Source organism: Carnobacterium sp. FSL E2-0243 (genome assembly GCF_038003605.1).
GTDB lineage: Bacteria > Bacillota > Bacilli > Lactobacillales > Carnobacteriaceae > Carnobacterium > Carnobacterium maltaromaticum.
Genome location: NZ_JBBOPM010000001.1, coordinates 1,127,574 through 1,150,942 on the forward strand (window position 1 = coordinate 1,127,574; position 23,369 = coordinate 1,150,942).

15 protein-coding genes, 13 tRNA genes, 3 rRNA genes and 1 pseudogene are annotated in these 23,369 nt (G+C 36.9%); 30 read left to right on the forward strand and 2 right to left on the reverse strand.

The window, feature by feature from the left end; translation table 11 throughout:
- Nucleotides 1-38: 38 nt before the first annotated feature.
- From pgmB to MHI00_RS05325, 18 genes are all read left to right on the forward strand, one after another.
- Nucleotides 39-698, forward strand: a complete 660-nt coding sequence (pgmB, locus tag MHI00_RS05240; RefSeq protein WP_010052151.1) for a beta-phosphoglucomutase — start codon at nucleotides 39-41, stop codon at nucleotides 696-698.
- A 17-nt stretch (nucleotides 699-715) separates the two neighbouring features.
- Complete coding sequence (locus MHI00_RS05245; protein WP_317913426.1) at nucleotides 716-2,344, forward strand: glycoside hydrolase family 13 protein; 1,629 nt, start codon at nucleotides 716-718, stop codon at nucleotides 2,342-2,344.
- Nucleotides 2,345-2,976: 632 nt separating this feature from the next.
- Nucleotides 2,977-4,531: ribosomal RNA gene (locus MHI00_RS05250) — 16S ribosomal RNA — on the forward strand.
- Nucleotides 4,532-4,922: 391 nt separating this feature from the next.
- A 23S ribosomal RNA gene (locus MHI00_RS05255) occupies nucleotides 4,923-7,844 on the forward strand.
- A gap of 256 nt (nucleotides 7,845-8,100) precedes the next feature.
- A 5S ribosomal RNA gene (gene rrf, locus MHI00_RS05260) occupies nucleotides 8,101-8,216 on the forward strand.
- Together the 16S, 23S and 5S rRNA genes with 13 tRNA genes alongside form the textbook arrangement of a ribosomal RNA operon.
- Before the next feature lie 15 nt (nucleotides 8,217-8,231).
- A tRNA-Asn gene (locus MHI00_RS05265) sits at nucleotides 8,232-8,305 on the forward strand.
- A 60-nt stretch (nucleotides 8,306-8,365) separates the two neighbouring features.
- A tRNA-Ser gene (locus tag MHI00_RS05270) sits at nucleotides 8,366-8,455 on the forward strand.
- 18 nt (nucleotides 8,456-8,473) lie between these two features.
- A tRNA-Glu gene (locus MHI00_RS05275) sits at nucleotides 8,474-8,545 on the forward strand.
- A 14-nt stretch (nucleotides 8,546-8,559) separates the two neighbouring features.
- Nucleotides 8,560-8,632 (forward strand) — tRNA-Val (locus MHI00_RS05280).
- Nucleotides 8,633-8,698: 66 nt separating this feature from the next.
- Nucleotides 8,699-8,775 (forward strand) — tRNA-Asp (locus MHI00_RS05285).
- Nucleotides 8,776-8,810: 35 nt separating this feature from the next.
- Nucleotides 8,811-8,886: transfer RNA gene (locus MHI00_RS05290), tRNA-Phe, on the forward strand.
- 5 nt (nucleotides 8,887-8,891) lie between these two features.
- Nucleotides 8,892-8,975 (forward strand) — tRNA-Tyr (locus tag MHI00_RS05295).
- Between the two features lie 27 nt (nucleotides 8,976-9,002).
- A tRNA-Trp gene (locus MHI00_RS05300) sits at nucleotides 9,003-9,073 on the forward strand.
- Between the two features lie 27 nt (nucleotides 9,074-9,100).
- A tRNA-His gene (locus MHI00_RS05305) sits at nucleotides 9,101-9,173 on the forward strand.
- A 31-nt stretch (nucleotides 9,174-9,204) separates the two neighbouring features.
- Nucleotides 9,205-9,277, forward strand: a tRNA-His gene (locus tag MHI00_RS05310).
- 14 nt (nucleotides 9,278-9,291) lie between these two features.
- Nucleotides 9,292-9,363 (forward strand) — tRNA-Gln (locus tag MHI00_RS05315).
- A 56-nt stretch (nucleotides 9,364-9,419) separates the two neighbouring features.
- Nucleotides 9,420-9,490: transfer RNA gene (locus tag MHI00_RS05320), tRNA-Cys, on the forward strand.
- Between the two features lie 35 nt (nucleotides 9,491-9,525).
- A tRNA-Leu gene (locus MHI00_RS05325) sits at nucleotides 9,526-9,609 on the forward strand.
- Between the two features lie 99 nt (nucleotides 9,610-9,708).
- Here MHI00_RS05325 and MHI00_RS05330 read toward each other — a convergent pair.
- Nucleotides 9,709-9,900: pseudogene (locus MHI00_RS05330) on the reverse strand (site-specific integrase); the annotation flags it as partial.
- Nucleotides 9,901-10,015: 115 nt separating this feature from the next.
- Here MHI00_RS05330 and MHI00_RS05335 point away from each other — a divergent pair.
- The 8 genes from MHI00_RS05335 (at nucleotide 10,016) to MHI00_RS05370 (ending at nucleotide 16,292) form a co-directional block, all read left to right on the forward strand.
- Nucleotides 10,016-10,561 (forward strand): adenylyl-sulfate kinase, encoded by a 546-nt coding sequence (locus MHI00_RS05335; protein ID WP_341111730.1) that lies wholly within the window; start codon nucleotides 10,016-10,018, stop codon nucleotides 10,559-10,561.
- Between the two features lie 308 nt (nucleotides 10,562-10,869).
- Nucleotides 10,870-11,220 carry a bacteriocin immunity protein gene (locus MHI00_RS05340; protein ID WP_010054679.1) on the forward strand — a complete coding sequence of 117 codons (351 nt, stop codon included), beginning with the start codon at nucleotides 10,870-10,872 and terminating at the stop codon, nucleotides 11,218-11,220.
- Between the two features lie 173 nt (nucleotides 11,221-11,393).
- Nucleotides 11,394-13,172, forward strand: coding sequence for an Ig-like domain-containing protein (locus MHI00_RS05345; protein ID WP_341111737.1), 1,779 nt, complete (start codon nucleotides 11,394-11,396; stop codon nucleotides 13,170-13,172).
- Nucleotides 13,173-13,341: 169 nt separating this feature from the next.
- A complete protein-coding gene (locus MHI00_RS05350; RefSeq protein ID WP_056998988.1) occupies nucleotides 13,342-13,896 on the forward strand; it encodes a hypothetical protein in 555 nt (184 codons plus the stop codon).
- A 46-nt stretch (nucleotides 13,897-13,942) separates the two neighbouring features.
- Nucleotides 13,943-14,296 carry a GntR family transcriptional regulator gene (locus tag MHI00_RS05355; protein WP_010054684.1) on the forward strand — a complete coding sequence of 118 codons (354 nt, stop codon included), beginning with the start codon at nucleotides 13,943-13,945 and terminating at the stop codon, nucleotides 14,294-14,296.
- A 34-nt stretch (nucleotides 14,297-14,330) separates the two neighbouring features.
- Complete coding sequence (locus MHI00_RS05360; protein ID WP_341111747.1) at nucleotides 14,331-15,014, forward strand: ABC transporter ATP-binding protein; 684 nt, start codon at nucleotides 14,331-14,333, stop codon at nucleotides 15,012-15,014.
- Nucleotides 15,011-15,694, forward strand: a complete 684-nt coding sequence (locus tag MHI00_RS05365) for a hypothetical protein (protein WP_341111750.1) — start codon at nucleotides 15,011-15,013, stop codon at nucleotides 15,692-15,694. The genes MHI00_RS05360 and MHI00_RS05365 overlap by 4 nt, the downstream gene beginning before the upstream one ends.
- Nucleotides 15,695-15,773: 79 nt before the next feature.
- Nucleotides 15,774-16,292, forward strand: coding sequence for a hypothetical protein (locus MHI00_RS05370; protein WP_341111752.1), 519 nt, complete (start codon nucleotides 15,774-15,776; stop codon nucleotides 16,290-16,292).
- 55 nt (nucleotides 16,293-16,347) lie between these two features.
- Here the strand turns inward: MHI00_RS05370 and MHI00_RS05375 are convergent, their stop codons facing one another.
- Complete coding sequence (locus tag MHI00_RS05375) at nucleotides 16,348-16,986, reverse strand: Crp/Fnr family transcriptional regulator (protein WP_341111755.1); 639 nt, start codon at nucleotides 16,984-16,986, stop codon at nucleotides 16,348-16,350.
- Between the two features lie 166 nt (nucleotides 16,987-17,152).
- Between MHI00_RS05375 and MHI00_RS05380 the strand changes: the two genes are divergently transcribed.
- The 4 genes from MHI00_RS05380 (at nucleotide 17,153) to MHI00_RS05395 (ending at nucleotide 23,227) form a co-directional block, all read left to right on the forward strand.
- Nucleotides 17,153-17,941 carry a helix-turn-helix domain-containing protein gene (locus MHI00_RS05380; RefSeq protein WP_015077027.1) on the forward strand — a complete coding sequence of 263 codons (789 nt, stop codon included), beginning with the start codon at nucleotides 17,153-17,155 and terminating at the stop codon, nucleotides 17,939-17,941.
- 214 nt (nucleotides 17,942-18,155) lie between these two features.
- Nucleotides 18,156-19,328 (forward strand): cation diffusion facilitator family transporter, encoded by a 1,173-nt coding sequence (locus MHI00_RS05385; RefSeq protein WP_187958088.1) that lies wholly within the window; start codon nucleotides 18,156-18,158, stop codon nucleotides 19,326-19,328.
- 260 nt (nucleotides 19,329-19,588) lie between these two features.
- On the forward strand, nucleotides 19,589-21,532 hold the full coding sequence (locus MHI00_RS05390; protein WP_341111760.1) for a heavy metal translocating P-type ATPase: 1,944 nt from the start codon (nucleotides 19,589-19,591) through the stop codon (nucleotides 21,530-21,532).
- 162 nt (nucleotides 21,533-21,694) lie between these two features.
- Nucleotides 21,695-23,227 (forward strand): flavocytochrome c, encoded by a 1,533-nt coding sequence (locus tag MHI00_RS05395; RefSeq protein ID WP_010054693.1) that lies wholly within the window; start codon nucleotides 21,695-21,697, stop codon nucleotides 23,225-23,227.
- Nucleotides 23,228-23,369: the final 142 nt, after the last annotated feature.

Genomic DNA, 23,369 nt, shown 5'->3' on the forward strand with positions numbered 1-23,369 from the left:
CTATCTTAGATTCTTATTAACTAAAGAGGTGGATTAAAATGATAAAAGGTTTTATATTTGATTTAGATGGTGTCATTACAGATACTGCAGAGTATCATTACTTAGCTTGGCGTGAATTAGCTAATAAATTAGGGATTTCAATTGATCGTAAATTTAATGAACAACTAAAAGGTATTAGTCGGACAGATTCATTAGAAAAAATTCTGAACTATGGTGGAAAAAGTCAAACTTACTCTGAAGCAGAAAAAAACGAATTAGCTGATGAAAAAAACAAGGAGTATCAAAAGTTAATTCAATCTATTACCCCAGCAGATTTATTACCAGGCATGGCAGAATTTTTAGCAGAAATAAAAGCGGCTAATTTAAAGTTAGGTCTAGCTTCAGCAAGCAAAAATGGTCCTTTTATTTTAGAACGCTTAGGCATTGCTAATTTATTTGATACCGTGGTCGATCCTGAAAGTCTTAAAAAAGGGAAGCCAGATCCAGAGATATTTACTAAAGGTGCGAAACAATTAGGCTTAACTATTTCCGAGTGCGTAGGGATTGAAGATGCAGAAGCGGGAATCGAGTCGATTAATGCTGCTGGTATGTTTTCTGTTGGTGTCGGAAGTCCAGAAGCAATGAGGTTTGCCGATATTTACGTAGCGAAGACAGCTGAATTGAATTTAGAAATGATTCAAAAACAAATAAAATCATAAAGAAATAGGTGATTAAAGTGGAAAAATGGTGGCAAAGCTCGGTCGTTTATCAAATTTATCCAAGAAGTTTTCAAGATAGCAATGGTGATGGGATAGGTGATATTGCAGGTATTACTAGTAGATTAGAGTATCTTGAAAAATTAGGTATTGATGTGATTTGGTTAAGCCCGGTGTATAAATCGCCTAATGATGATAATGGCTATGATATTAGTGATTACGAAGCTATTCTACCAGAATTTGGAACGATGGCAGATATGGATGAATTGATTAGAGAAGCTAAGCAACGTGGTATTCAGATAATTATGGATTTAGTTGTGAATCATACGTCTGATGAACATCCTTGGTTTAAAGAAGCTAAAAAGAGTAAAACGAACCCTTATCGTGATTATTATATTTGGCGCGATCCAGTCAATGGAGGTCCGCCTAATGATCTACAGTCTATTTTTAGTGGTTCGGCGTGGGAGTTTGATAAAGAAACAAATCAATACTACTTCCATTTATTTAGTAAGAGACAACCAGATTTAAATTGGGAAAATCCTGCAGTACAAGAAGAAGTATGGAAGTTAATGAATTTCTGGTTAGCAAAAGGAATCGGCGGCTTTAGAATGGATGTAATTGATTTAATTGGGAAAATCCCAGATAAAGGTATCACTGGAAACGGTCCTAAACTTCATGAGTATTTAAAGAAGATGCATAAGGAAACTTTTGGTAAGTATGATGTTTTAACTGTTGGCGAAACATGGGGAGCAACACCGGAAATTGCGAAGCTATACTCTAACCCAGACAGAGAAGAGCTTTCAATGGTCTTCCAATTTGAGCATATCAGTTTAGATGAACTGCCAGGTAAAAGTAAATGGGATTTACAACCTTTAGATTTTATTCAATTAAAAGCAATCCTTTCTAAATGGCAAACAGCACTGGGAGATGAAGGTTGGAATAGCTTATTTTGGAATAATCATGATTTACCAAGAATTATTTCAAGATGGGGCAATGATAGTTCTAAGTATAGAGTAAAGAGTGGTAAGATGTTAGCGACTATTTTACACTTAATGAAGGGTACTCCTTACATCTATCAAGGAGAGGAAATAGGGATGGTCAATACTCCTGTTTCTTCTATAGAAGAGTTGGATGATATCGAGAGTTTAAATATGTACCGAGAACGATTAGCTGCTGGATACGATAAAGCGGATATTTTAGCTTCTATTAATAAAAAAGGGCGCGATAATGCACGTCGCCCAATGCAATGGAGTAATCATGAGCATGGAGGCTTTACAACAGGTACTCCGTGGTTAGAGTTAAGTCCACGATATTCAGAAATTAATGTTGAAAATGAGTTAGCTGATTCAGAATCGCTATTCTATCATTATCAACGTTTAATTCAGTTACGTAAAAACAATCCTTTAGTGGTTTGGGGAACCTATCAAGAGCTTGTTCCAAATGATACTCAACTATTTGTGTATGAAAGAAGCTATGAGAATGAAACTTGGTTAATTGTAGCTAATTTTTATGAAGAAGAAGCTGATTTTAGTCATGAGTCACATAAAGTCAAAGAAATAATTTTATCAAATTACTCTGATAGTTCAGTTGATTTAGCTAATTTACATTTAAGAGCATATGAAACAGTTGTCTATCGTTTAGAAAAATAAATTGAATTAACCGTATTTAAAAGTAATAAATACGGTTAGTTTATCTTTATGTATGTAGAGATGCTGTTTTCTACATTATTAATTTTACGAACACTACTAGTTAAGCAGATAACGATTCTTGATTATATAAAGGGCTGGCTGAATATATATACGACTTTTAAATCTAATTATTTATAGATTGTTCGCTTTTTTATTTTTTTGCATAAATTCTGTATGTTTTAGTTGACCGTGCTTGAATATCTTGGTATAGTAGTTGATGTCGCTAAGACAGTTAGTTAAAACAACCGCTCAAAACAAAATAAAAATTATTTAAAAAAGCAGTTGACAAAGCCTTTTGAAACATGATAAGATGTTTTAAGTCGGCAGGAGAACGAGCTGTAAACTGGCATTTGAATAAATATTCATTACTGAAAAAAATATTCAAAAAACTTTTAAAAAAATGTTGACAATAAACTGTCGAGATGGTAATATTTAGAAGTTGTCAAAACGACAAACGAAACAACTTAGACCTTTGAAAACTGAACAAAGTAAGACGAACCAAATGTGTAGGATGACTCAACAAGGTTGAGTCAAACAAGCAAGAAAGTGAATAATTATTCGCTAGCAAAAACTAATGAGCTTCAAGCATCATTTTATATGAGAGTTTGATCCTGGCTCAGGACGAACGCTGGCGGCGTGCCTAATACATGCAAGTCGAACGCACGAAGTTGAAGAGCTTGCTCTTTAACCAAGTGAGTGGCGGACGGGTGAGTAACACGTGGGTAACCTGCCCATTAGAGGGGGATAACATTCGGAAACGGATGCTAATACCGCATAGTTTCAGGAATCGCATGATTCTTGAAGGAAAGGTGGCTTCGGCTACCACTAATGGATGGACCCGCGGCGTATTAGCTAGTTGGTGAGGTAATGGCTCACCAAGGCAATGATACGTAGCCGACCTGAGAGGGTGATCGGCCACACTGGGACTGAGACACGGCCCAGACTCCTACGGGAGGCAGCAGTAGGGAATCTTCCGCAATGGACGAAAGTCTGACGGAGCAACGCCGCGTGAGTGAAGAAGGTTTTCGGATCGTAAAACTCTGTTGTTAAAGAAGAACAAGGATGAGAGTAACTGCTCATCCCCTGACGGTATTTAACCAGAAAGCCACGGCTAACTACGTGCCAGCAGCCGCGGTAATACGTAGGTGGCAAGCGTTGTCCGGATTTATTGGGCGTAAAGCGAGCGCAGGCGGTTCTTTAAGTCTGATGTGAAAGCCCCCGGCTCAACCGGGGAGGGTCATTGGAAACTGGAGAACTTGAGTGCAGAAGAGGAGAGTGGAATTCCACGTGTAGCGGTGAAATGCGTAGATATGTGGAGGAACACCAGTGGCGAAGGCGACTCTCTGGTCTGTAACTGACGCTGAGGCTCGAAAGCGTGGGGAGCAAACAGGATTAGATACCCTGGTAGTCCACGCCGTAAACGATGAGTGCTAAGTGTTGGAGGGTTTCCGCCCTTCAGTGCTGCAGCTAACGCATTAAGCACTCCGCCTGGGGAGTACGGCCGCAAGGCTGAAACTCAAAGGAATTGACGGGGACCCGCACAAGCGGTGGAGCATGTGGTTTAATTCGAAGCAACGCGAAGAACCTTACCAGGTCTTGACATCCTTTGACCACTCTAGAGATAGAGCTTTCCCTTCGGGGACAAAGTGACAGGTGGTGCATGGTTGTCGTCAGCTCGTGTCGTGAGATGTTGGGTTAAGTCCCGCAACGAGCGCAACCCTTATTACTAGTTGCCAGCATTCAGTTGGGCACTCTAGTGAGACTGCCGGTGACAAACCGGAGGAAGGTGGGGATGACGTCAAATCATCATGCCCCTTATGACCTGGGCTACACACGTGCTACAATGGATGGTACAACGAGTCGCAAGGTCGCGAGGCCAAGCTAATCTCTTAAAGCCATTCTCAGTTCGGATTGTAGGCTGCAACTCGCCTACATGAAGCCGGAATCGCTAGTAATCGCGGATCAGAACGCCGCGGTGAATACGTTCCCGGGTCTTGTACACACCGCCCGTCACACCACGAGAGTTTGTAACACCCGAAGCCGGTGAGGTAACCTTTTAGGAGCCAGCCGTCTAAGGTGGGATAGATAATTGGGGTGAAGTCGTAACAAGGTAGCCGTATCGGAAGGTGCGGCTGGATCACCTCCTTTCTAAGGAATATTACGGAAATCCCACACATTCGTTTTTACTTTGTTCAGTTTTGAGAGGTCTAACTCTCAAAACGATTCATCTCTATTCATTAGAGGTCAATCACATTTTGTTCTTTGAAAACTGGATACTGTTTAAAAAGTAATTAAAGTAAGAAACCGAGAAAACACCGCGTTTTAAATGAGTTTTTTAATTAGTTCTTATCGTAAGATAATGAATAAAATCATTGACTAACATCATGAGATTCCTTCGGGAATACCATCGATAAAAATTTAGTTGTAGTGGTTTCTAATTCGAGGACATGAAGGGTTTGAGAAGCAGAGCGTACTAGCGTACGTGAGCATCGCAGAACACGAAATGGACGAAGAAGTAGGAAGCAATACAGATAAATTAGGTTAAGTTAATAAGGGCGCACGGTGGATGCCTTGGCACTAAGAGCCGATGAAGGACGGGACTAACTCCGATATGCTTTGGGGAGCTGTAAGTAAGCTTTGATCCAAAGATTTCCGAATGGGGGAACCCAGCATTTTTTATAGAATGTTACTGCTAGCTGAATACATAGGCTAGTAGAGGTAGACGCAGAGAACTGAAACATCTAAGTACCTGCAGGAAGAGAAAGAAAATTCGATTCCCTGAGTAGCGGCGAGCGAAACGGGAAGAGCCCAAACCAAAGAGCTTGCTCTTTGGGGTTGTAGGACACGACATTAAGAGTCATAAATGAGTTTTGTAGAAGAAGCGATCTGGAAAGGTCCGCCGAAGAGGGTAAAAGCCCCGTAATCGAAACAAAGTTCACTCTGTTGTGTATCCTGAGTACGGCGGAACACGAGAAATTCCGTCGGAATCCGCGGGGACCATCCCGCAAGGCTAAATACTCCTTAGTGACCGATAGTGAACCAGTACCGTGAGGGAAAGGTGAAAAGAACCCCGGAAGGGGAGTGAAAGAGCTCCTGAAACCGTGTGCTTACAAATAGTTAGAGCCCGTTAATGGGTGATAGCGTGCCTTTTGTAGAATGAACCGGCGAGTTACGATTACATGCGAGGTTAAGTTGATAAGACGGAGCCGTAGCGAAAGCGAGTCTGAATAGGGCGAATGAGTATGTGGTCGTAGACCCGAAACCAAGTGACCTACCCATGTCCAGGTTGAAGGTGCGGTAATACGCACTGGAGGACCGAACCCACGTATGTTGAAAAATGCGGGGATGAGGTGTGGGTAGCGGAGAAATTCCAATCGAACTTGGAGATAGCTGGTTCTCTCCGAAATAGCTTTAGGGCTAGCCTCGGAATTAAGAATCATGGAGGTAGAGCCACTGTTTGGACTAGGGGCCCTTCTAGGGTTACCGAATTCAGATAAACTCCGAATGCCATTGATTTATATCCGGGAGTCAGACTGCGAGTGATAAGATCCGTAGTCGAAAGGGAAACAGCCCAGACCACCAGCTAAGGTCCCAAAGTTACTATTAAGTGGAAAAGGATGTGGGGTTGCTTAGACAACTAGGATGTTGGCTCAGAAGCAGCCATCATTTAAAGAGTGCGTAATAGCTCACTAGTCGAGTGACCCTGCGCCGAAAATTTACCGGGGCTAAATAGTACACCGAAGCTGTGGATAGAACCTTAGGGTTCTATGGTAGGAGAGCGTTCTAAGGGCGTCGAAGCTAGACCGTGAGGACTAGTGGAGCGCTTAGAAGTGAGAATGCCGGTATGAGTAGCGAAAGACGGGTGAGAATCCCGTCCACCGTATGACTAAGGTTTCCTGGGGAAGGCTCGTCCTCCCAGGGTTAGTCGGGACCTAAGCCGAGGCCGATAGGCGTAGGCGATGGACAACAGGTTGATATTCCTGTACCAGTTTCTTTTGTTTGAACAATGGAGGGACGCAGGAGGCTAAGAAATGCGCACTGTTGGATATGTGCGTCTAAGCAATGAGTCTTGAGGTGAGTTAAATGCTTGCTTCTGTACGGACAAGTTGTGATGGGGAGGGAAATTACAGTACCGAAGTTTCTGATGTCACACTGCCAAGAAAAGCTTCTAGTTAGAAAGAAATTGCCCGTACCGCAAACCGACACAGGTAGTCGAGGAGAGTATCCTAAGGTGTGCGAGAGAACTCTCGTTAAGGAACTCGGCAAAATGACCCCGTAACTTCGGGAGAAGGGGTGCTGATCGAAAGATCAGCCGCAGTGAATAGGCCCAAGCGACTGTTTATCAAAAACACAGGTCTCTGCAAAATCGAAAGATGACGTATAGGGGCTGACGCCTGCCCGGTGCTGGAAGGTTAAGAGGATTGGTTAGCTTCGGCGAAGCTAAGAATTGAAGCCCCAGTAAACGGCGGCCGTAACTATAACGGTCCTAAGGTAGCGAAATTCCTTGTCGGGTAAGTTCCGACCCGCACGAAAGGCGTAACGATTTGGGCACTGTCTCAACGAGAGACTCGGTGAAATTATAGTACCTGTGAAGATGCAGGTTACCCGCGACAGGACGGAAAGACCCCATGGAGCTTTACTGCAGTTTGATATTGAGTGTTTGTACAGCTTGTACAGGATAGGTAGGAGCCATAGAAGTCAGGACGCCAGTCTTGATGGAGGCATTGGTGGGATACTACCCTTGCTGTATGACCACTCTAACCCTAGCCACTAATCGTGGCTGGAGACAGTGTCAGACGGGCAGTTTGACTGGGGCGGTCGCCTCCTAAAGAGTAACGGAGGCGCCCAAAGGTTCCCTCAGAATGGTTGGAAATCATTCGTAGAGTGTAAAGGCAGAAGGGAGCTTGACTGCGAGACCTACAAGTCGAGCAGGGACGAAAGTCGGGCTTAGTGATCCGGTGGTTCCGCATGGAAGGGCCATCGCTCAACGGATAAAAGCTACCCTGGGGATAACAGGCTTATCTCCCCCAAGAGTCCACATCGACGGGGAGGTTTGGCACCTCGATGTCGGCTCATCGCATCCTGGGGCTGTAGTCGGTCCCAAGGGTTGGGCTGTTCGCCCATTAAAGCGGTACGCGAGCTGGGTTCAGAACGTCGTGAGACAGTTCGGTCCCTATCCGTCGCGGGCGCAGGAAATTTGAGAGGAGCTGTCCTTAGTACGAGAGGACCGGGATGGACACACCGCTGGTGTACCAGTTGTTCTGCCAAGAGCATCGCTGGGTAGCTATGTGTGGAAGGGATAAACGCTGAAAGCATCTAAGCGTGAAGCCCCCCTCGAGATGAGATTTCCCATCACGTAAGTGAGTAAGACCCCTGAGAGATGATCAGGTAGATAGGTTGGAAGTGGAAGTACAGCGATGTATGGAGCGGACCAATACTAATCGGTCGAGGACTTAACCAAGAAATAAACGGTGAAGAACGTTTCCAAAACAATTACTTTTTAAACAGTTCCAGTTTTGAGAGATCAAACTCTCTACAACTAAATAATTGAATCGCAGTTTAGTGTCGATGTAACCATCAACCTAAACAAGCATTTTTTAACAAATTGCAAGCTAATCAAGGATGTAACTGAGCGAACCCCGGAATGCACTAGTGTGCATGAGGAGTGGAGTAAAGGAAACAGACGCAGAGTAGCGCCGCAAGTTGTAAAAAAATTGTGTGGTGGCGATAGCGAAAAGGATACACCTGTTCCCATGCCGAACACAGCAGTTAAGCTTTTCAGCGCCGAGAGTAGTTGGGGGTTTCCCCCTGTGAGGGTAGGACGTTGCCACGCAAGATTCAATATTATTCCGCAATAGCTCAGTTGGTAGTAGCGCATGACTGTTAATCATGATGTCGTAGGTTCGAGTCCTACTTGCGGAGTTACATAGAAAGATTGTCTATGGAAAAAGATAATGATTGTTTGAGATTTATTTAGAATCTGGAGAGTTGTCCGAGCTGGCCGAAGGAGCACGATTGGAAATCGTGTAGGCGGTGAAAACTGTCTCAAGGGTTCGAATCCCTTACTCTCCGTATCTGAAATTTTATTTAGGCCCGTTGGTCAAGCGGTTAAGACACCGCCCTTTCACGGCGGTATCACGGGTTCGATTCCCGTACGGGTCATTTAAGCAGTATCTGGGGGTTTAGCTCAGTTGGGAGAGCATCTGCCTTACAAGCAGAGGGTCAGCGGTTCGAGCCCGTTAACCCCCATTAGTTTATCTTTAAGTTATTGATTTGAGGGTAAATTAAATGTGACGTAACACAAATTAATTTTTTGGTCTGGTAGTTCAGCTGGTTAGAATGCCTGCCTGTCACGCAGGAGGTCGCGGGTTCGAGTCCCGTCCAGACCGCCATATTTTTAAAAATTAAATAGATTACCTATAAAAATGGCTCAGTAGCTCAGTTGGTAGAGCAATGGATTGAAGCTCCATGTGTCGGCAGTTCGATTCTGTCCTGCGCCACCATTTTTGGAGGGGTAGCGAAGTGGCTAAACGCGGCGGACTGTAAATCCGCTCCTTCGGGTTCGGCAGTTCGAATCTGCCCCCCTCCACCATTTTTTTTTATAGTTAATTAAATCTTTAGGGGTATAGTTTAAAGGTAGAACAGTGGTCTCCAAAACCATTAGTGTGGGTTCAATTCCTGCTACCCCTGTCATTTATAATGAAATTTAATATGATGGCGATTGTGGTGAAGTGGTTAACACAGCGGATTGTGGTTCCGCCACGCGTGGGTTCGATTCCCATCAGTCGCCTTTTCTATTTTTATTATTAAATGAATTCATGGCGATTGTGGTGAAGTGGTTAACACAGCGGATTGTGGTTCCGCCATGCGTGGGTTCGATTCCCATCAGTCGCCTTTTGTATTATTATTGGGCTATCGCCAAGCGGTAAGGCAACAGACTTTGACTCTGTTATGCGTTGGTTCGAATCCAGCTAGCCCAGTTAGTAAAAGATGCAGAAATGCTTATTTTTTACTTTAAAATTAAATTTTATATAATGGCGGTATAGCCAAGTGGTAAGGCAGAGGTCTGCAAAACCTTCATCACCGGTTCAAATCCGGTTACCGCCTTTATCTTTATAAAGTTTAATATAAGTTACTTTCTTGCCGGCGTGGCGGAATTGGCAGACGCGCTGGACTCAAAATCCTGTGCCCGCAAGGGCGTGCCGGTTCGACCCCGGCCGCCGGTATACTAGTAGTATCAACGTTTCTAACGATTCGTTGGTACTTTTTTTTGCGTTTTCGAAAATAAAAGTCTCCAAAAAGTCTCCATTTTAGAAATACATAGATTAGACTAGGTCATCTAAAGGGTCACTTACAGTTTTTTGTTTGTTAGGATATAGGTGAGAGTACGTTTCTATTGTAGTCGTTATACTAGAGTGTCCTAAACGTTCTTTAATAGTATCGTATCTTTCTCTACCATTGCTTAAATCAATCAGCATAGCTACATGAGAGTGCCTAAAATCGTGTTCGAGGATCCTTGGTGATCAATCTCTGATGTTGATTGGAGCATTGAGCGTTTATGGGTTAGTTACTATATATGATATACTAAAACCAACCTATTAGAGAAGTTAGAAATACTTGTTGGAGGTAATTATGTATAATTCAAAAGTTATAGTTGTTAGTGGTATCACAGCTGGTGGGAAGACATCACTTGTTAAAGAATTAGTTGAAAACGTAGATAATTCCTGTGTTCTTTCATTTGATGACTATAGCATTGATGCATTGCCATCTGCGCCCCCTATGGAGTTACTTTTAGAAGATTTTAAGACAGCCGTTAATCAGTATGATATTACTCAGTTAATGGATGATTTTTTTTTAGCTACTAAGAAACGTGTTTTTGAATTTATTTTTATCGATTTCCCATTTGGATATGAACATGATAGTTTAAAACCCTATATTGATACAGTTATCTATGTGAAAACACCATTAGATGTGTCTTTTGCTCGACAGGTTATTAGAGACTATTCGGATAGAGACAAGGAAGAGATTATAAATTGGTCAAAGACGTATCTTAACTATGCACGTCCTATATTTTTAGAACATGAGAAGATAGTTTCTTCAAATGCTGATTACATCTTAGACGGAACAATTAGTATGACTGAACAAGTTAACCAATTAAGATATAACGATGTGATTTAATAGTTTAGTTCAAAGAGCTAAACTATTAAATCTATCAGGTAAATGTTAAAAAATAAAACTCTATGATTTTTTTTGATAGTTTTCATTCGCATCATGAATGTCTACCATGTTCAATTAATATTGAATTTCTTGATCATATACCAGCAGAAAATAACTATTTAATCATTATAATTTATTTATAGATATATGTTATTATAGTAGTATTAAAAATAATAATATGGAAAATTTAAAGCGGACTGATGTACCGTATCATTGGGCAGATGATTTATTTGCTAGTCGAGGTTAAGTACTGAAAGTGAGGAATAGTTATGGATAAAGTAGATAAGGTCAAAGAAAATATTCATGAACTGTATAATAATTTAATTAAACGCTCAGGCTCTGCTTCGAGTTTATTAGATATTACAGATGTGTTATTACAAGTATATATTAAAATTGATACTACAGAAAATCCAGAAGCACTTGTTAATCGTTTAGTAAATTACATTTATAGTGTAGGACTTAAAGGACGTATAAAATTATCACCTGTAGAAGAGAATTTATTAAGTGAATTAGGTGTATTTGCTCAAAGAGCTGGTTTAAATGGTTTATATAGAGCTGATTTTTCAGATAAATCGCAATTTTATAGTTATTTCGATAAAAATCAAATGCCTAGACACTAAAATGAACTATTTCATGTGGTTTTTTTATTAGCAAAAAGGAAAGGCGTAAAAAAACTGCACATGTTTCTATCTATTTCCTATTATTAAAAATAAGTAACTCACGTTTTGTGTTTACATCAATATTTTTAGTGTATATAATATAAAAGAATATATAATAAAATAGAGGTGTAAAGATGAATAAAATAAAAAAGTTTTATAGTATTTCAATGCTAGTTGTTTTGATTTTTTCTATTTTGGGAAGTTTCCAGTTTGTTAGTGCTGATAACACAAAAACAATGGAGAATAAGCAAGTTATTTCAGATATTGTTACGAATATTAATATGACAAGAAATGATGGTAGTAATTTAGGAACTATTGATCAATGGACAGATATTTTAGTTACAATTGACTTTACTCTTCCTAATAATAAAATTAGTGCAGGAGATACGACAACTATTTCATTACCTAAAGAATTAGAATTACAAAATGATAGTACATTTGAAGTTAAGGATGATGCTGGAAATGTAGTGGCAACAGCTTATGCAAATCAAGATGATAAGACTGTGAAGTTAATCTATACAGATTATGCTGAAAAAAATTCTAATATTAGCGGTAAATTATGGTTCAGTGTTCAGGTTGATTCTTATACCATCACAGAAACAGGGAAAATCCCTTTAGAATTTGATATTGATGGTCAAACAATTATCAAAGAAATAGAGTATGAAAAAGGGACTGGTGATCAGGATGAGGTTCTGTACAAATCAGGTGTATTTGATCCAAATGGAGATTCCCAAGTAATCAACTACAGCTTACGAGTTAATGTCTCTTCAAAAGATTTAACAGATGTTGTTGTTAGTGATTTATTAGGGCAACAAGATATCTTGATTAATCAGGATTCAATCAAAATTCAAGAGATTGATTACACTTGGAATAATGTTGATGAAGATTGGAATATGGTACCAAATAGTTTACGCGATGTGACTGATGCATTTAGTAATAAAATTACAATGAGTAATGGAAATAAAGGTTTTTCTATCGGACTTGGTAATATTAATCGCCCATATCTGATTACTTATGATGGTATTATTGGGCATATTCCGGCTCAAGGAGAGAGTTTTGACAATAAAGCGGTAATAACTGCTAATGAAATTGAAACGACTACCAGTGAGAAGAATTTTGTTTATTCAGATGAGGGTGGAAGTGCAGCAGGAAATACCTATCAAATTCACTTAATTAAACAAGATAAAGAGAATGCAACTTTGTTAAATGGAGCTGAATTCGACGTTATTAGAGTTTCTACTAATCGAAAAGTTGGAACTATTGCAACCGTAAATGGTGAAGGACAAATTAAGGGGTTACTTCAAGACAGTTATCAATTAATCGAAACAAAAGCTCCGGTTGGTTATACTTTAGATCCAACACCGATTCTTGTAACTCCAGCAGATTTTAAAGAGTCAAATAGCTTATTCGTTGCGACAATTACCGCTACAAATGAAAAAGAAAAAACTGAAATTAGCGGAATAAAAATGTGGGATGATTTTAATAATAAATACAACACTCGACCTGAAAGTATTACAGTGATTCTTCTTCAAAATGGTCAAATTTTTGAGAAGCAAGAAGTAAAAGCTGATGATCAAGGTAAATGGACTTTTAATTTCACTAATTTGCCTAAGTCCGATACAAATGGCGTAGCTTATACGTATACGTTAGACGAAGTTGAAGTTGCTAAATACAAAAAAAGTATCGATAACACAACAATTACAAATACCTTAACTGAGCTACCTGAGAATCCAGTTATTCCGGTTGTTCCCGAGGAACCAAGTCGTCCAGAACTACCGAGCAAACCCGTTGCTCCTCAAGCTAAAACTGAATCTTTTCCAAAAACTGGAGAAGAAGAAACAGTGTTTGCTATGTTACTAGGCTTATTATTTGTAACTGGAGCAGCCTTTTCATTCATAAAAAAACTTAATTAACACAATCGTTCATTTTTAGACGAAAAAAACATCCAAATTCAATTTGGATGTTTTTTTTCGTTTAATTTAACAGTTATACCAGGGGTATAACATGGAAAAAAATTTTTAACTATACTAAAGACATCACTTCAGTATCGGATATGCGATACAGTAGAGAAAGGAGGATTGGATGAAAACAATCTATATCTTATTAACACGTTCCAACACCTATATATCAAAGTTGATTCAGTTAGTTACCTCAGATGATTATACCCATGTCTCACTTGCCTTTGATGAAGAATTATCAGAATGTTTTAGTTTTGGCCGTAAAAATCCATACTTTGCTTTACCTGCAGGGCTTATTCAAGAAAATTTAACAAATTGTTTTTTTAATTATCATAAAGATACTCCTTGTACTTTATATGAGTTAAAAGTTTCAGAATCTGTCTTTATGCAAGCGAGAAGAGAAGTACAACAAATGGTTATTGAGAAAAAGCAGTATCGCTATAACATTATTGGTTTAGTCTGCTGCAAGCTTTCAATTCTTTATCAACGAGAAAAGTATTATTTTTGTTCTCAATTTGTAGCTGAAATTTTAGAAAAAAGTCAGGCAGTTATTTTGCCAAAACCAGCAGAATTAATTAGACCAATTGATTGTATCAGTTTGATACCAGGTAATTGTCTATTTACTGGAAAAATTAGTGAATTAGTTGCGAGTGTTAATTCACAGGTTAGGGTAAGTTAAGAGTAGCTCTTAAAATAACAGTATACTATCCGAGAAAGGAGTAAGTATGGAATTTAATGAAAATTTGCCAATCTATTTACAAATTATCAGTTATGTAGAAGAACAAATTTTAACCAATCATTGGTCGACGGAAAAAAAAGTTCCTTCTGTTAGAGAGTTAGCGAAAGAGTTGCAAGTAAATCCTGGAACTGTACAAAAAGCATATGCTAATTTAGAACAAAGAAAAATTTTGATCACTATGCGCGGTATCGGTAAACAAGTAACTACGGATCAACAAATTATTAAGACTTTAAGAGAAAGTCGACTGGAAGAAAGTTTAAGACTATTTTGTGATGAAATGAAACAGTTAAATATGGAAAAGAAAATAGTTATCGAAAAAATAATAGGACGACAATGGTAAGCAAATAAAGCAAAAAGAAAGAGGTGCAACCTAAGTGACATTATCAATCCGTTCTGTAACAAAAAATTATGGACTAAATAAGCCTATTCTATTTGATAGTAATTTTACAGTAGACAAAGGGAGTGTTATTGGGATTTTGGGAAGAAATGGTATCGGTAAATCAACGCTGCTTCGTAGTTTAGCTCAAATGGAACCTATTCAAAAGGGGGAGATTCTTTGGGAGGGAAATTGGCTAACCAAAGCAGATGTTTCATTTGTCAATTTATCCGATTATTATTATAAACAGAAAACACTTGAAACAGTCTTAAACGAATTTCAATTATTATTTAAAGATTTTGATATCGAAAAAACTAAACAATTAGTAGCAGATTTTGGGATTTCATTAACTGAAAAAGTGACTCAGCTTTCTAATGGAATGCGTCAAAAATTTGAAATTGCTCTAACACTTGGGAGAACGGTTCATATCTTTTTATTTGACGAACCATTTTCTCATTTAGATTATTCATCTAGAAACGAGATTAAACAAATGATTCAAGACAGTGTATCTGAAAAAAATATGATTCTTTTTACAACAAATATTTTAGAAAATATGGATATGTTAATGTCTGATGTTTTAATTTTTACGAATCAGTATAAAATTGCTAGTTACAATTTAGAGGAGATAAGAGAAGTGAACAATCAATCACTTAAACAATTGTACATGGAGGTGACGCAATGAAGTCTTTAAGTAAATTTTATTTTACTCAAACGAAAGAAATCTTTTTCAAGTCAGTGTTAGCGGTCATACTAATTAATCTTTTAAGGGGTGTTCTACTCTATTTGTATGATGATAGTTGGTTCACTTTCAATAATGGCTCACGTTTACCGATACTCGTTGTTAGTATTTGTTCTATCGTTATTTTATGGTCGTTAAATAGAATGGATACTTCAGATGAAACTAGAACACCAGCCTCCTTTTTTAAAGCAGAGGAGAGTCAAAAGATGTTAGTTAGATTTCTTGTTAGTTATGCTGAAATTGTGATTTTAGTCATACTTGAGGGAGTATTTATGATTATCTATCATAATATGGTGATTGATCTAGTTCGCATCTTCCTCTTTTTTCCTTTATTGGCATGCTATTGTATTGCTTTTGTTAGCTATTTTATTTTATTGAAACAGTTTATAAAAAATAGTAATTCCACCAATCAGGTCCTAACTATTTGTTATTATAGTAGCGCATTATTTTTTGTTTTTATTGGTAACGGCTTCAGTCGAAGATGTTTTTCATCCATTGATTCCCTACCATTTTTTACTGATATTCATTTTTATTTATCTTCATTCTTGTTTAATGTGAGTATCTGTTCTGGAATCATTTGGTTGTATTTACAAAAAAATAATAAGCTTAACAATAGAGGATGAGGTTAGTCTGGCGAGTAAAGTCTCGATTATTATTAAATATAAGTAAGTTTAAGAATCTATTGAAATTAGGAGGAATAAAATGTTAAAGAAAAAGAGTACACGAATTATTTTAATTGTTTTGCTAGGGGCCTTAGTTATAGCGGGAGGAGGTCTAGCTTATTACCGGTTATCTCGTATTCAAGGTACAGTTGAAACCTCAATTATTAATGAAAAATTAGCAAATAAAGAAGTTCCCAAAGTAGTCGTTTTTACGCAGGATCGTACATTTAAAAATGAAGTGATGAAGAAAATTACGAATGATATAAAGAAAAAGGATGTCTATCTTGAAATTCAACCAATTGAAGAGATTACGGATGAACTTAGTGAATGGGATAAGGTCGTGATTTTTACGACAATTCAGTCTAGTGAGCCACCTGAAAATGTTTTGCCGATTATCACTAAATATAAAGAGGATAAGCGCGTGGGAGTTTTCTTAACAGCTGAATCTGGCGAATGGGTCCACCAACCGGATGATGTTGAGGCATTTTCAGCAGCATCAAGAAACTTAGATAATGTAGATGAGTTTACTAATAAGATATTAGATTTTATTAACGAGTAAGTACTTTAGGTTTAAAATGAACAAGAGAGTGCTTATACCTCTCTTGTTTTATCTATTAGTTAATAATAAAAGGTGCTGTTTTTGTTAGTAGAAAACCTTTTTCATGTAATTTTCTTAAGCAAATTGAAACTCTTGATTGAGAGGTGCGACAAAATCGAGCTACTATTTGTTGCGTGATTTCTTTGGGGATTTCCAGATGACTAGCCTCAGTCGGTTCACTAATAAAATCACTTAAATAGAGAAGAGTAGTTTTCACTCGTTCAACCGGTGGTAAGCTTAAAAAGTTGAAAAAATAATAATGCCGTTGAAAAATATCAGCAAAATTAGTTAATAACAATTTATAGAGTTCAGGTTTTTGATTGAGAGCATTGAGCAAGAAGTCTTTTTTTATTTTGACTATTTCTGCACTGGAACTGATTACCTTGATAGCATGATTTTTAGTTGGAAAACTAGAAAAACTGTCCAAACCAAAAAAATCATTTTCAAAAATAAAGGCTGAAATATAGTTATTGCTATCTTCGAGAATTTCGACAGAAGCGAGACCATTTGTTAATAAATAAAGATACTCCGATTTTTCGTATCTTGTAATAATGTACTCATCTTGAGTTAACGTTAATTGTTGACAATTTAGGGTGCTTGATTCAAAAGAATTGAGATAATCTATAATGCTCCTATTATTTTTAAAATGCTCCAATGGTTAAGTCCTCCCACATTAAATAATTTACTATAGGTATTATAGCATACATAAAGAATACTTATTTTATCGTAGCACGTCTTGTTTAATCCTTACAAAATAAGATAAATATGATATGCTTATCTATAGAAATAAGTGCAGTTAACTAAAAAGAGTGGTGTGAAGAATGTATTATCCAATTCAAATTCCTTATATATTAAGTCCGATTTTTAAAGAACATGTTTCATTTGAAGAAGAAATAATCCCAGAATTTGAAGACTTTGTTATTTGTTTTTGGGAAACAAAATCGATTTCTGATTCAAAAGAAGTTGCAAATAATATCATAATCCCAGATGGTTGTATTGATTTAATTGTAGATTATCAAACACAACAAATAGGTTTTTCCGGTATGAGTCAAACAGATTTTCATTATGAGATTATCAATCCGGCTAATTTTATTGGAGCACGGCTTAAGCCTGGTGCTTTTTATCAATTAACGGGAATTCCAGCAACTGAAGCCATGGATAATTTTTTACCATTATCAATAGTTGATCCAACAGTGAATTATGATGATTTTTTTCAATTAGATCCAACAGCTGGAAAATCAGTTTTAAAAAAACTGATAGAGGAACTAAGTGGGGAACAAAAACCTGGGGACTTTATCCAATTATTTGATGAACTATTTGAAGCGGATAGTGTCATAACTGTGAATGAGTTGGCAGTTAATATGGCTAAGAGCACGCGGCAGACCCAACGTTTATTTTTAAAACATTATGGATTAACGCCAAAGATGATTTTAAGTGTCATTCGGTTTCAGCGGTCTTTGGAAATTTTATTAGATATAGGCGGTTCGAATAGAAAACCAGCGGATATTGATTGTTTAGGCTACTATGATCAACCGCATTTAATTAAAGAAATTAAGAAGAATATTGGAATCACACCTGTAGAATTGCTAAAGAATTATCAAAAAGATTAACAGATGAATATAGATTTTTTATGGAAGTAATAGGAGACGCTTAAACAAAATAAAGGGACTCCTAAAAATAGGATATGGGAACTATAGCTTGATTTGTAGAGCTTTCTAAAAAATGATAACTTAGTAATAATGCTGATTTTTGCTAGACTTTTCTATCTAAATAAATTAGGATGGATAAATACACTTTTTGTTTAGCTAAGGAGGAGTTGCTGGTATGATTACTTATTTAATCAATCGTTTTGAACGAAAACATACAGGATCAAAGGAAGCTTTGCGATCTAAGTTAGGTGCATTTGCTGGAAGAATTGGTCTTTTATCTAATTTAGTCCTATTTTTAGCTAAATTTGTAATTGGTTTACTTTCTGGTAGTGTGTCTATTATGGCAGATGCCATCAATAATTTATCCGATACAATTTCATCAATCTTAACATTAGTTGGCTTTTATATTTCTGGGAAACCAGCCGACGCGGAACACCCTTATGGTCATGAGCGTTTTGAATATATTAGTGGAATGTTGGTATCAATACTGATTACATTTGTTGGTTTTCAGTTTTTAATAACATCTATTGAGCGCATTCGAAATCCACAAAGTGTGACGGTTACTTGGTTAGTTTTAATTATTTTATTAGTTTCAATTGGAATAAAAATTTGGCAAGGGCTTTTTTATCAAAAAGTAGCAAAGAAGATTGATTCAGATGCTTTAGTTGCTTCAGCTAAGGATAGTTTAAATGATGTATTTACAACGGTAACTGTTTTAGTTTCAGCAATGGTTGAAGGCTTAACGGGTTTAAAAATTGATGGGTACGTTGGTTTAGCTATTGCTATCTATATTATTTATAGTGGGTACAAAATGATTATGGGCTTTGTTAATGAATTAATGGGAATGCGACCTGCTGAAGAAGAGATCAATCAAATAAAAGAACGTTTATCTGCAGTCGATAATATTATTGGCTATCATGATTTATTGATTCATAATTATGGTCCTAATAAAACCTTTGCTTCAGTTCATATCGAAATTGATGATACTTGGAATTTAAGAAAAGCGCATGAAAAAACAGATTTAATTGAACGAGAATTTAAAAAAGAACTTGGAATTGAATTAGTTTGCCACGTTGATCCAGTTAGTATTCATGATCAGGAACAAAATCGAATTCATTTGCTTTTGAAAGAAATTATTAATGGTATTGATGATACTTTGAAAATGCATGATTTGCAAATTGAAAAAGAAAAAAATGAAGCTGGGATTATGCATTTTGATATCGTGATTCCAAAAGGCTTTGGATTGGATGATCAAGAATTAACTCAAAAAATTCAACTAGCTGTAACTCGTAAAATTGGTGATTATCAAGTTCAAATTACCTTCGATCATGTTTATTTACTCGTCTAATTAAGGCTAATTAAAATAGGTTAAATGCTCCGATAGTGAGTATTTAGCCTATTTTTTTAGTGATTTTGTTGTGTAAATAAAGTCTTTTTTTAAATAAAATAATAGTGTTGACACATGAGTGTTCGTTCATGTATAATAGGTTTATCAGATGAACAAGCACTCATATATACAATCGAAGAAAGCCCGATTGTTTGTTCCACTAAAATTCTAACTTTACTATATTAAATAAAAAATGAGCACGAACGAGAGGATGAGAGAATATGGAAGCGAGCAAAGAAAAGGTACACAATCATGAACACGAGCATGAAAATGGTGGAGGACATAATCATAGTCATGGAGATAGTAAATCAGCAGTCGTTTTATTTTTTGCTGGATTAACAGCTTTTATAGTTGCATTATTTTTAACCGATAGTAGTTTGTTACAAACTATTCTTTTTATTAGTGCCATGCTATTATCGGGCTACCATATTATGTTAGAAGGTATTACAGATACAATTGAAGCCACAAAAAGAAAAAGAAAATTTTCACCTAATGTGCATATATTAATGACAGTAGCAGCAATTGGAGCTACTATTATTGGCAATTATGAAGAAGGTGCACTTTTAATTATTATTTTTGCAGCTGCTCATTTTATGGAAGAATATGCAGAAGGACGTAGTAAAAGAGAAATAACTAATTTGCTTAAAATGAATCCGACTGAAGCCCGTTTAATTGAAGCAGACGGTAGCGTTAAAGTTGTTGATGTTTCGGTTCTAAAAATTGGAGATAAATTACAAGTTTTAAATGGAGATCAAATTGCGACTGATGGTGTGATTTTATCAGGCGTGACATCAATTGATGAATCGTCTATTAATGGAGAAAGTATTCCTAGAGAAAAGACAGTCGGTGATGAAGTTTTTGGTAGTACAATTAATGGAAATGGTACTTTTACAATGGAAGTGACCAAAGATAGCAGTGATACATTGTTTGCTAAAATTTTACAATTGGTCAATCAATCCCAATCAAATCTATCTAAAACAGCAACTAAAATTCAAAAAATTGAACCTTACTATGTCACTGCCGTTTTAATTATTGTCCCAATTTTTATTCTTTTAGGACCAAGTATTTTTAGTTGGACTTGGAATGAAAGCTTTTATAGAGGAATGGTATTCTTAATATCTGCATCTCCTTGTGCTTTGGCAGCAAGTGCTGTACCAGCAACATTATCTGGTATTTCTAACTTAGCTAAACGTGGGGTCTTATTCAAAGGAGGATCTTATCTGGCTAACTTAGCAGGAATTAAGGCTGTAGCATTTGATAAAACAGGAACATTAACTAAAGGGAAACCTTCTGTAACTGATTTTTATTTTGATGAAATCGATGAAGCTACGACTGAACAAAACTATATTGATTTAATTGTTGCAATGGAAAAAACAGCTAATCATCCTTTAGCTAATGCAATTTTAGGAAAATTCGAGGCAAAAGAAAGCATAGAGCTTGAAGTTGAAAATGAAATTGGAAAAGGTCTTGTGGCTCAGTATAATGGTGCTGTTTACCAAATTGGAAAACCAACTGTTTTCAAAAATGTTAGTTCAAAAATTGAAAATCATAATGAACAATACTCCATAGATGGCAAAACGGTCGTTTATTTTGCTAAAGATAATCAAGTTATAGGCTTGATTGCGATGATGGATGTTCCCAATGCAAATGCAATTGAAGTGATTAGTTATTTGAAATCACAAAATATTCATACAACGATGATTACTGGAGATTCAGAAGTGACAGGCCAAGCAGTTGGTCGCCAATTAGGAATTGATGAGGTCATTGGTAATGTCTTACCAGAAAATAAAGCTCAAGTAATTAAAGATCAACAAGCTCGTTATGGTACAGTGGCAATGCTAGGTGATGGAGTTAATGATGCTCCTGCCCTTGTAACAGCAGATATAGGTGTGGCTATGGGAGATGGAACTGATATTGCCATTGATGTGGCAGATGCGGTCTTAATGCAAAATGATTTAACTAAGTTTAGTTATGCACATAAAGTTTCTAAACGTCTTGATCGGGTTGTTTGGCAAAATATTATTTTCTCAATGTTGATTGTGGCTATCCTTGTTACATTGAATGTTCTAGGGAAAATGGATATCACAATCGGAGTCATTGCTCATGAAGGAAGTACTTTAATTGTTATCTTGAATGGTTTACGTTTATTATTACCCTCAAAATAAGATATTCAAAAATAGAACTTAAGAAGCAATTCTTAAGTTCTATTTTTTTATTGCAGACAATACGCGTTTCTGTTATTATTACAGTGTATTGCTCATTGTTTAACAAAGGTATGGAGATAGTTTGTTGAACGAAATGAAGAGCATAAATAAATGGAGGTAGTTATGAGAAAAAAAGGGTTGAAAGTTTTATTTTTAATGATGGCATTGGCATTAATTATTGTTGGTTGTGGCACAAAAGAAAATGCTAAAGAAGAAAATGCAAAAAAAGAGTCAAGTAAAAATGAATCTTCTGAAGTCACAACAGGTGCATCAGAAGGTAGTAGTTATACACCATTAGCAGAATTAAAAGATTCTTATGATATCGTGATCGTTGGTTCTGGTGGTGCTGGAATGTCAGCAGCACTTGAAGCAAAAGAAAAAGGTTTGAATCCAGTTATTTTTGAAAAAATGGCTGTCGTTGGTGGAAATACACTAAAATCTTCTTCTGGAATGAATGCATCTGAGACTAAATTTCAAAAAGAAGAAGGCATTTCTGATAGTAATGACTTATTTTATGAAGAGACTTTAGCAGGTGGTCATGGAACGAATGACCCAGAAATGTTGCGCTTTTTCGTAGATCATTCAGCGGATGCCATTGATTGGTTAGACTCTATGGGGATTCGTTTAAACAATCTTACGATTACTGGTGGGATGAAAGAAAAACGGACACATCGACCAGAAGATGGTTCAGCTGTTGGACAATATTTGGTTAATGGTTTAATAAAAAATGTTCAAGAAAAAGATATTCCAGTCTTTGTAAATGCAGATGTGAAAGAAATTACGGAGAAAGATGATCAAGTAAATGGTGTGAAAGTACAATTTGATCATAAGGAAGATAAAACAATCAAGGCAGATGCGGTTGTAGTGACAACTGGTGGATTTGGTGCAAATATGGAAATGATTTCTGAAACCAATCCAGAACTTAAAGACTATGTGACAACCAATCAGATTGGTAGTACAGGTGATGGCATTAAAATGATAGAAAAACTTGGTGGATATACAGTTGATATGAAAGAAATTCAAATTCACCCAACAGTTCAACAAGAAAAATCTTATTTAATTGGTGAGGTTGTTCGTGGTGAAGGCGCAATTTTAGTTTCTTCAACTGGCGAACGTTTTGTTAATGAACTAGACACACGTGACGCTGTTTCAAGTGCAGTTAATCAAACACCAGATAAATTTGCTTATTTAATTTTTGATTCAGGAGTCAAAGAAAGAGCGAAAGCTATTGAACAATATGAAAAATTAGGCTTTGTTGTTGAAGGTCAAACATTAGCTGAGTTAGCAAAAGAAATTAACGTACCGGATACAGCGTTAGAAGCGACTGTGGCTAAGTGGAATGAAGATGTAGCTGCTAAATCAGATACTGCTTTTAATCGCACAACGGGGATGGAACATGATTTATCAAAAGGTCCTTATTACGCAATTAAAATTGCTCCAGGTATTCATTATACAATGGGAGGCATTAAAGTAAATCCTGAAACAGAGGTACTAACCAAAGAAGGTACATCGATTAAAGGTCTTTATGCAGCTGGTGAATTAACTGGTGGATTGCACGGCGAGAATCGAATTGGCGGTAATTCAGTCGCTGAAATTATCATTTTTGGACGTCAAGCAGGTATTAAATCTGCTGAGTTTGTTCATTCACTGAAATAAATATCAAACAAAAAATCTAGTCAAAAAGGATTGATAGTCCTTTATTGGCTAGATTTTTTTATAGGTTGAAATTCATTTTTCCTCGTTACTTGTTTCAGAATGTCTTAATAGATAAAGTTCTAGAACTTTAGTACACTTAGAG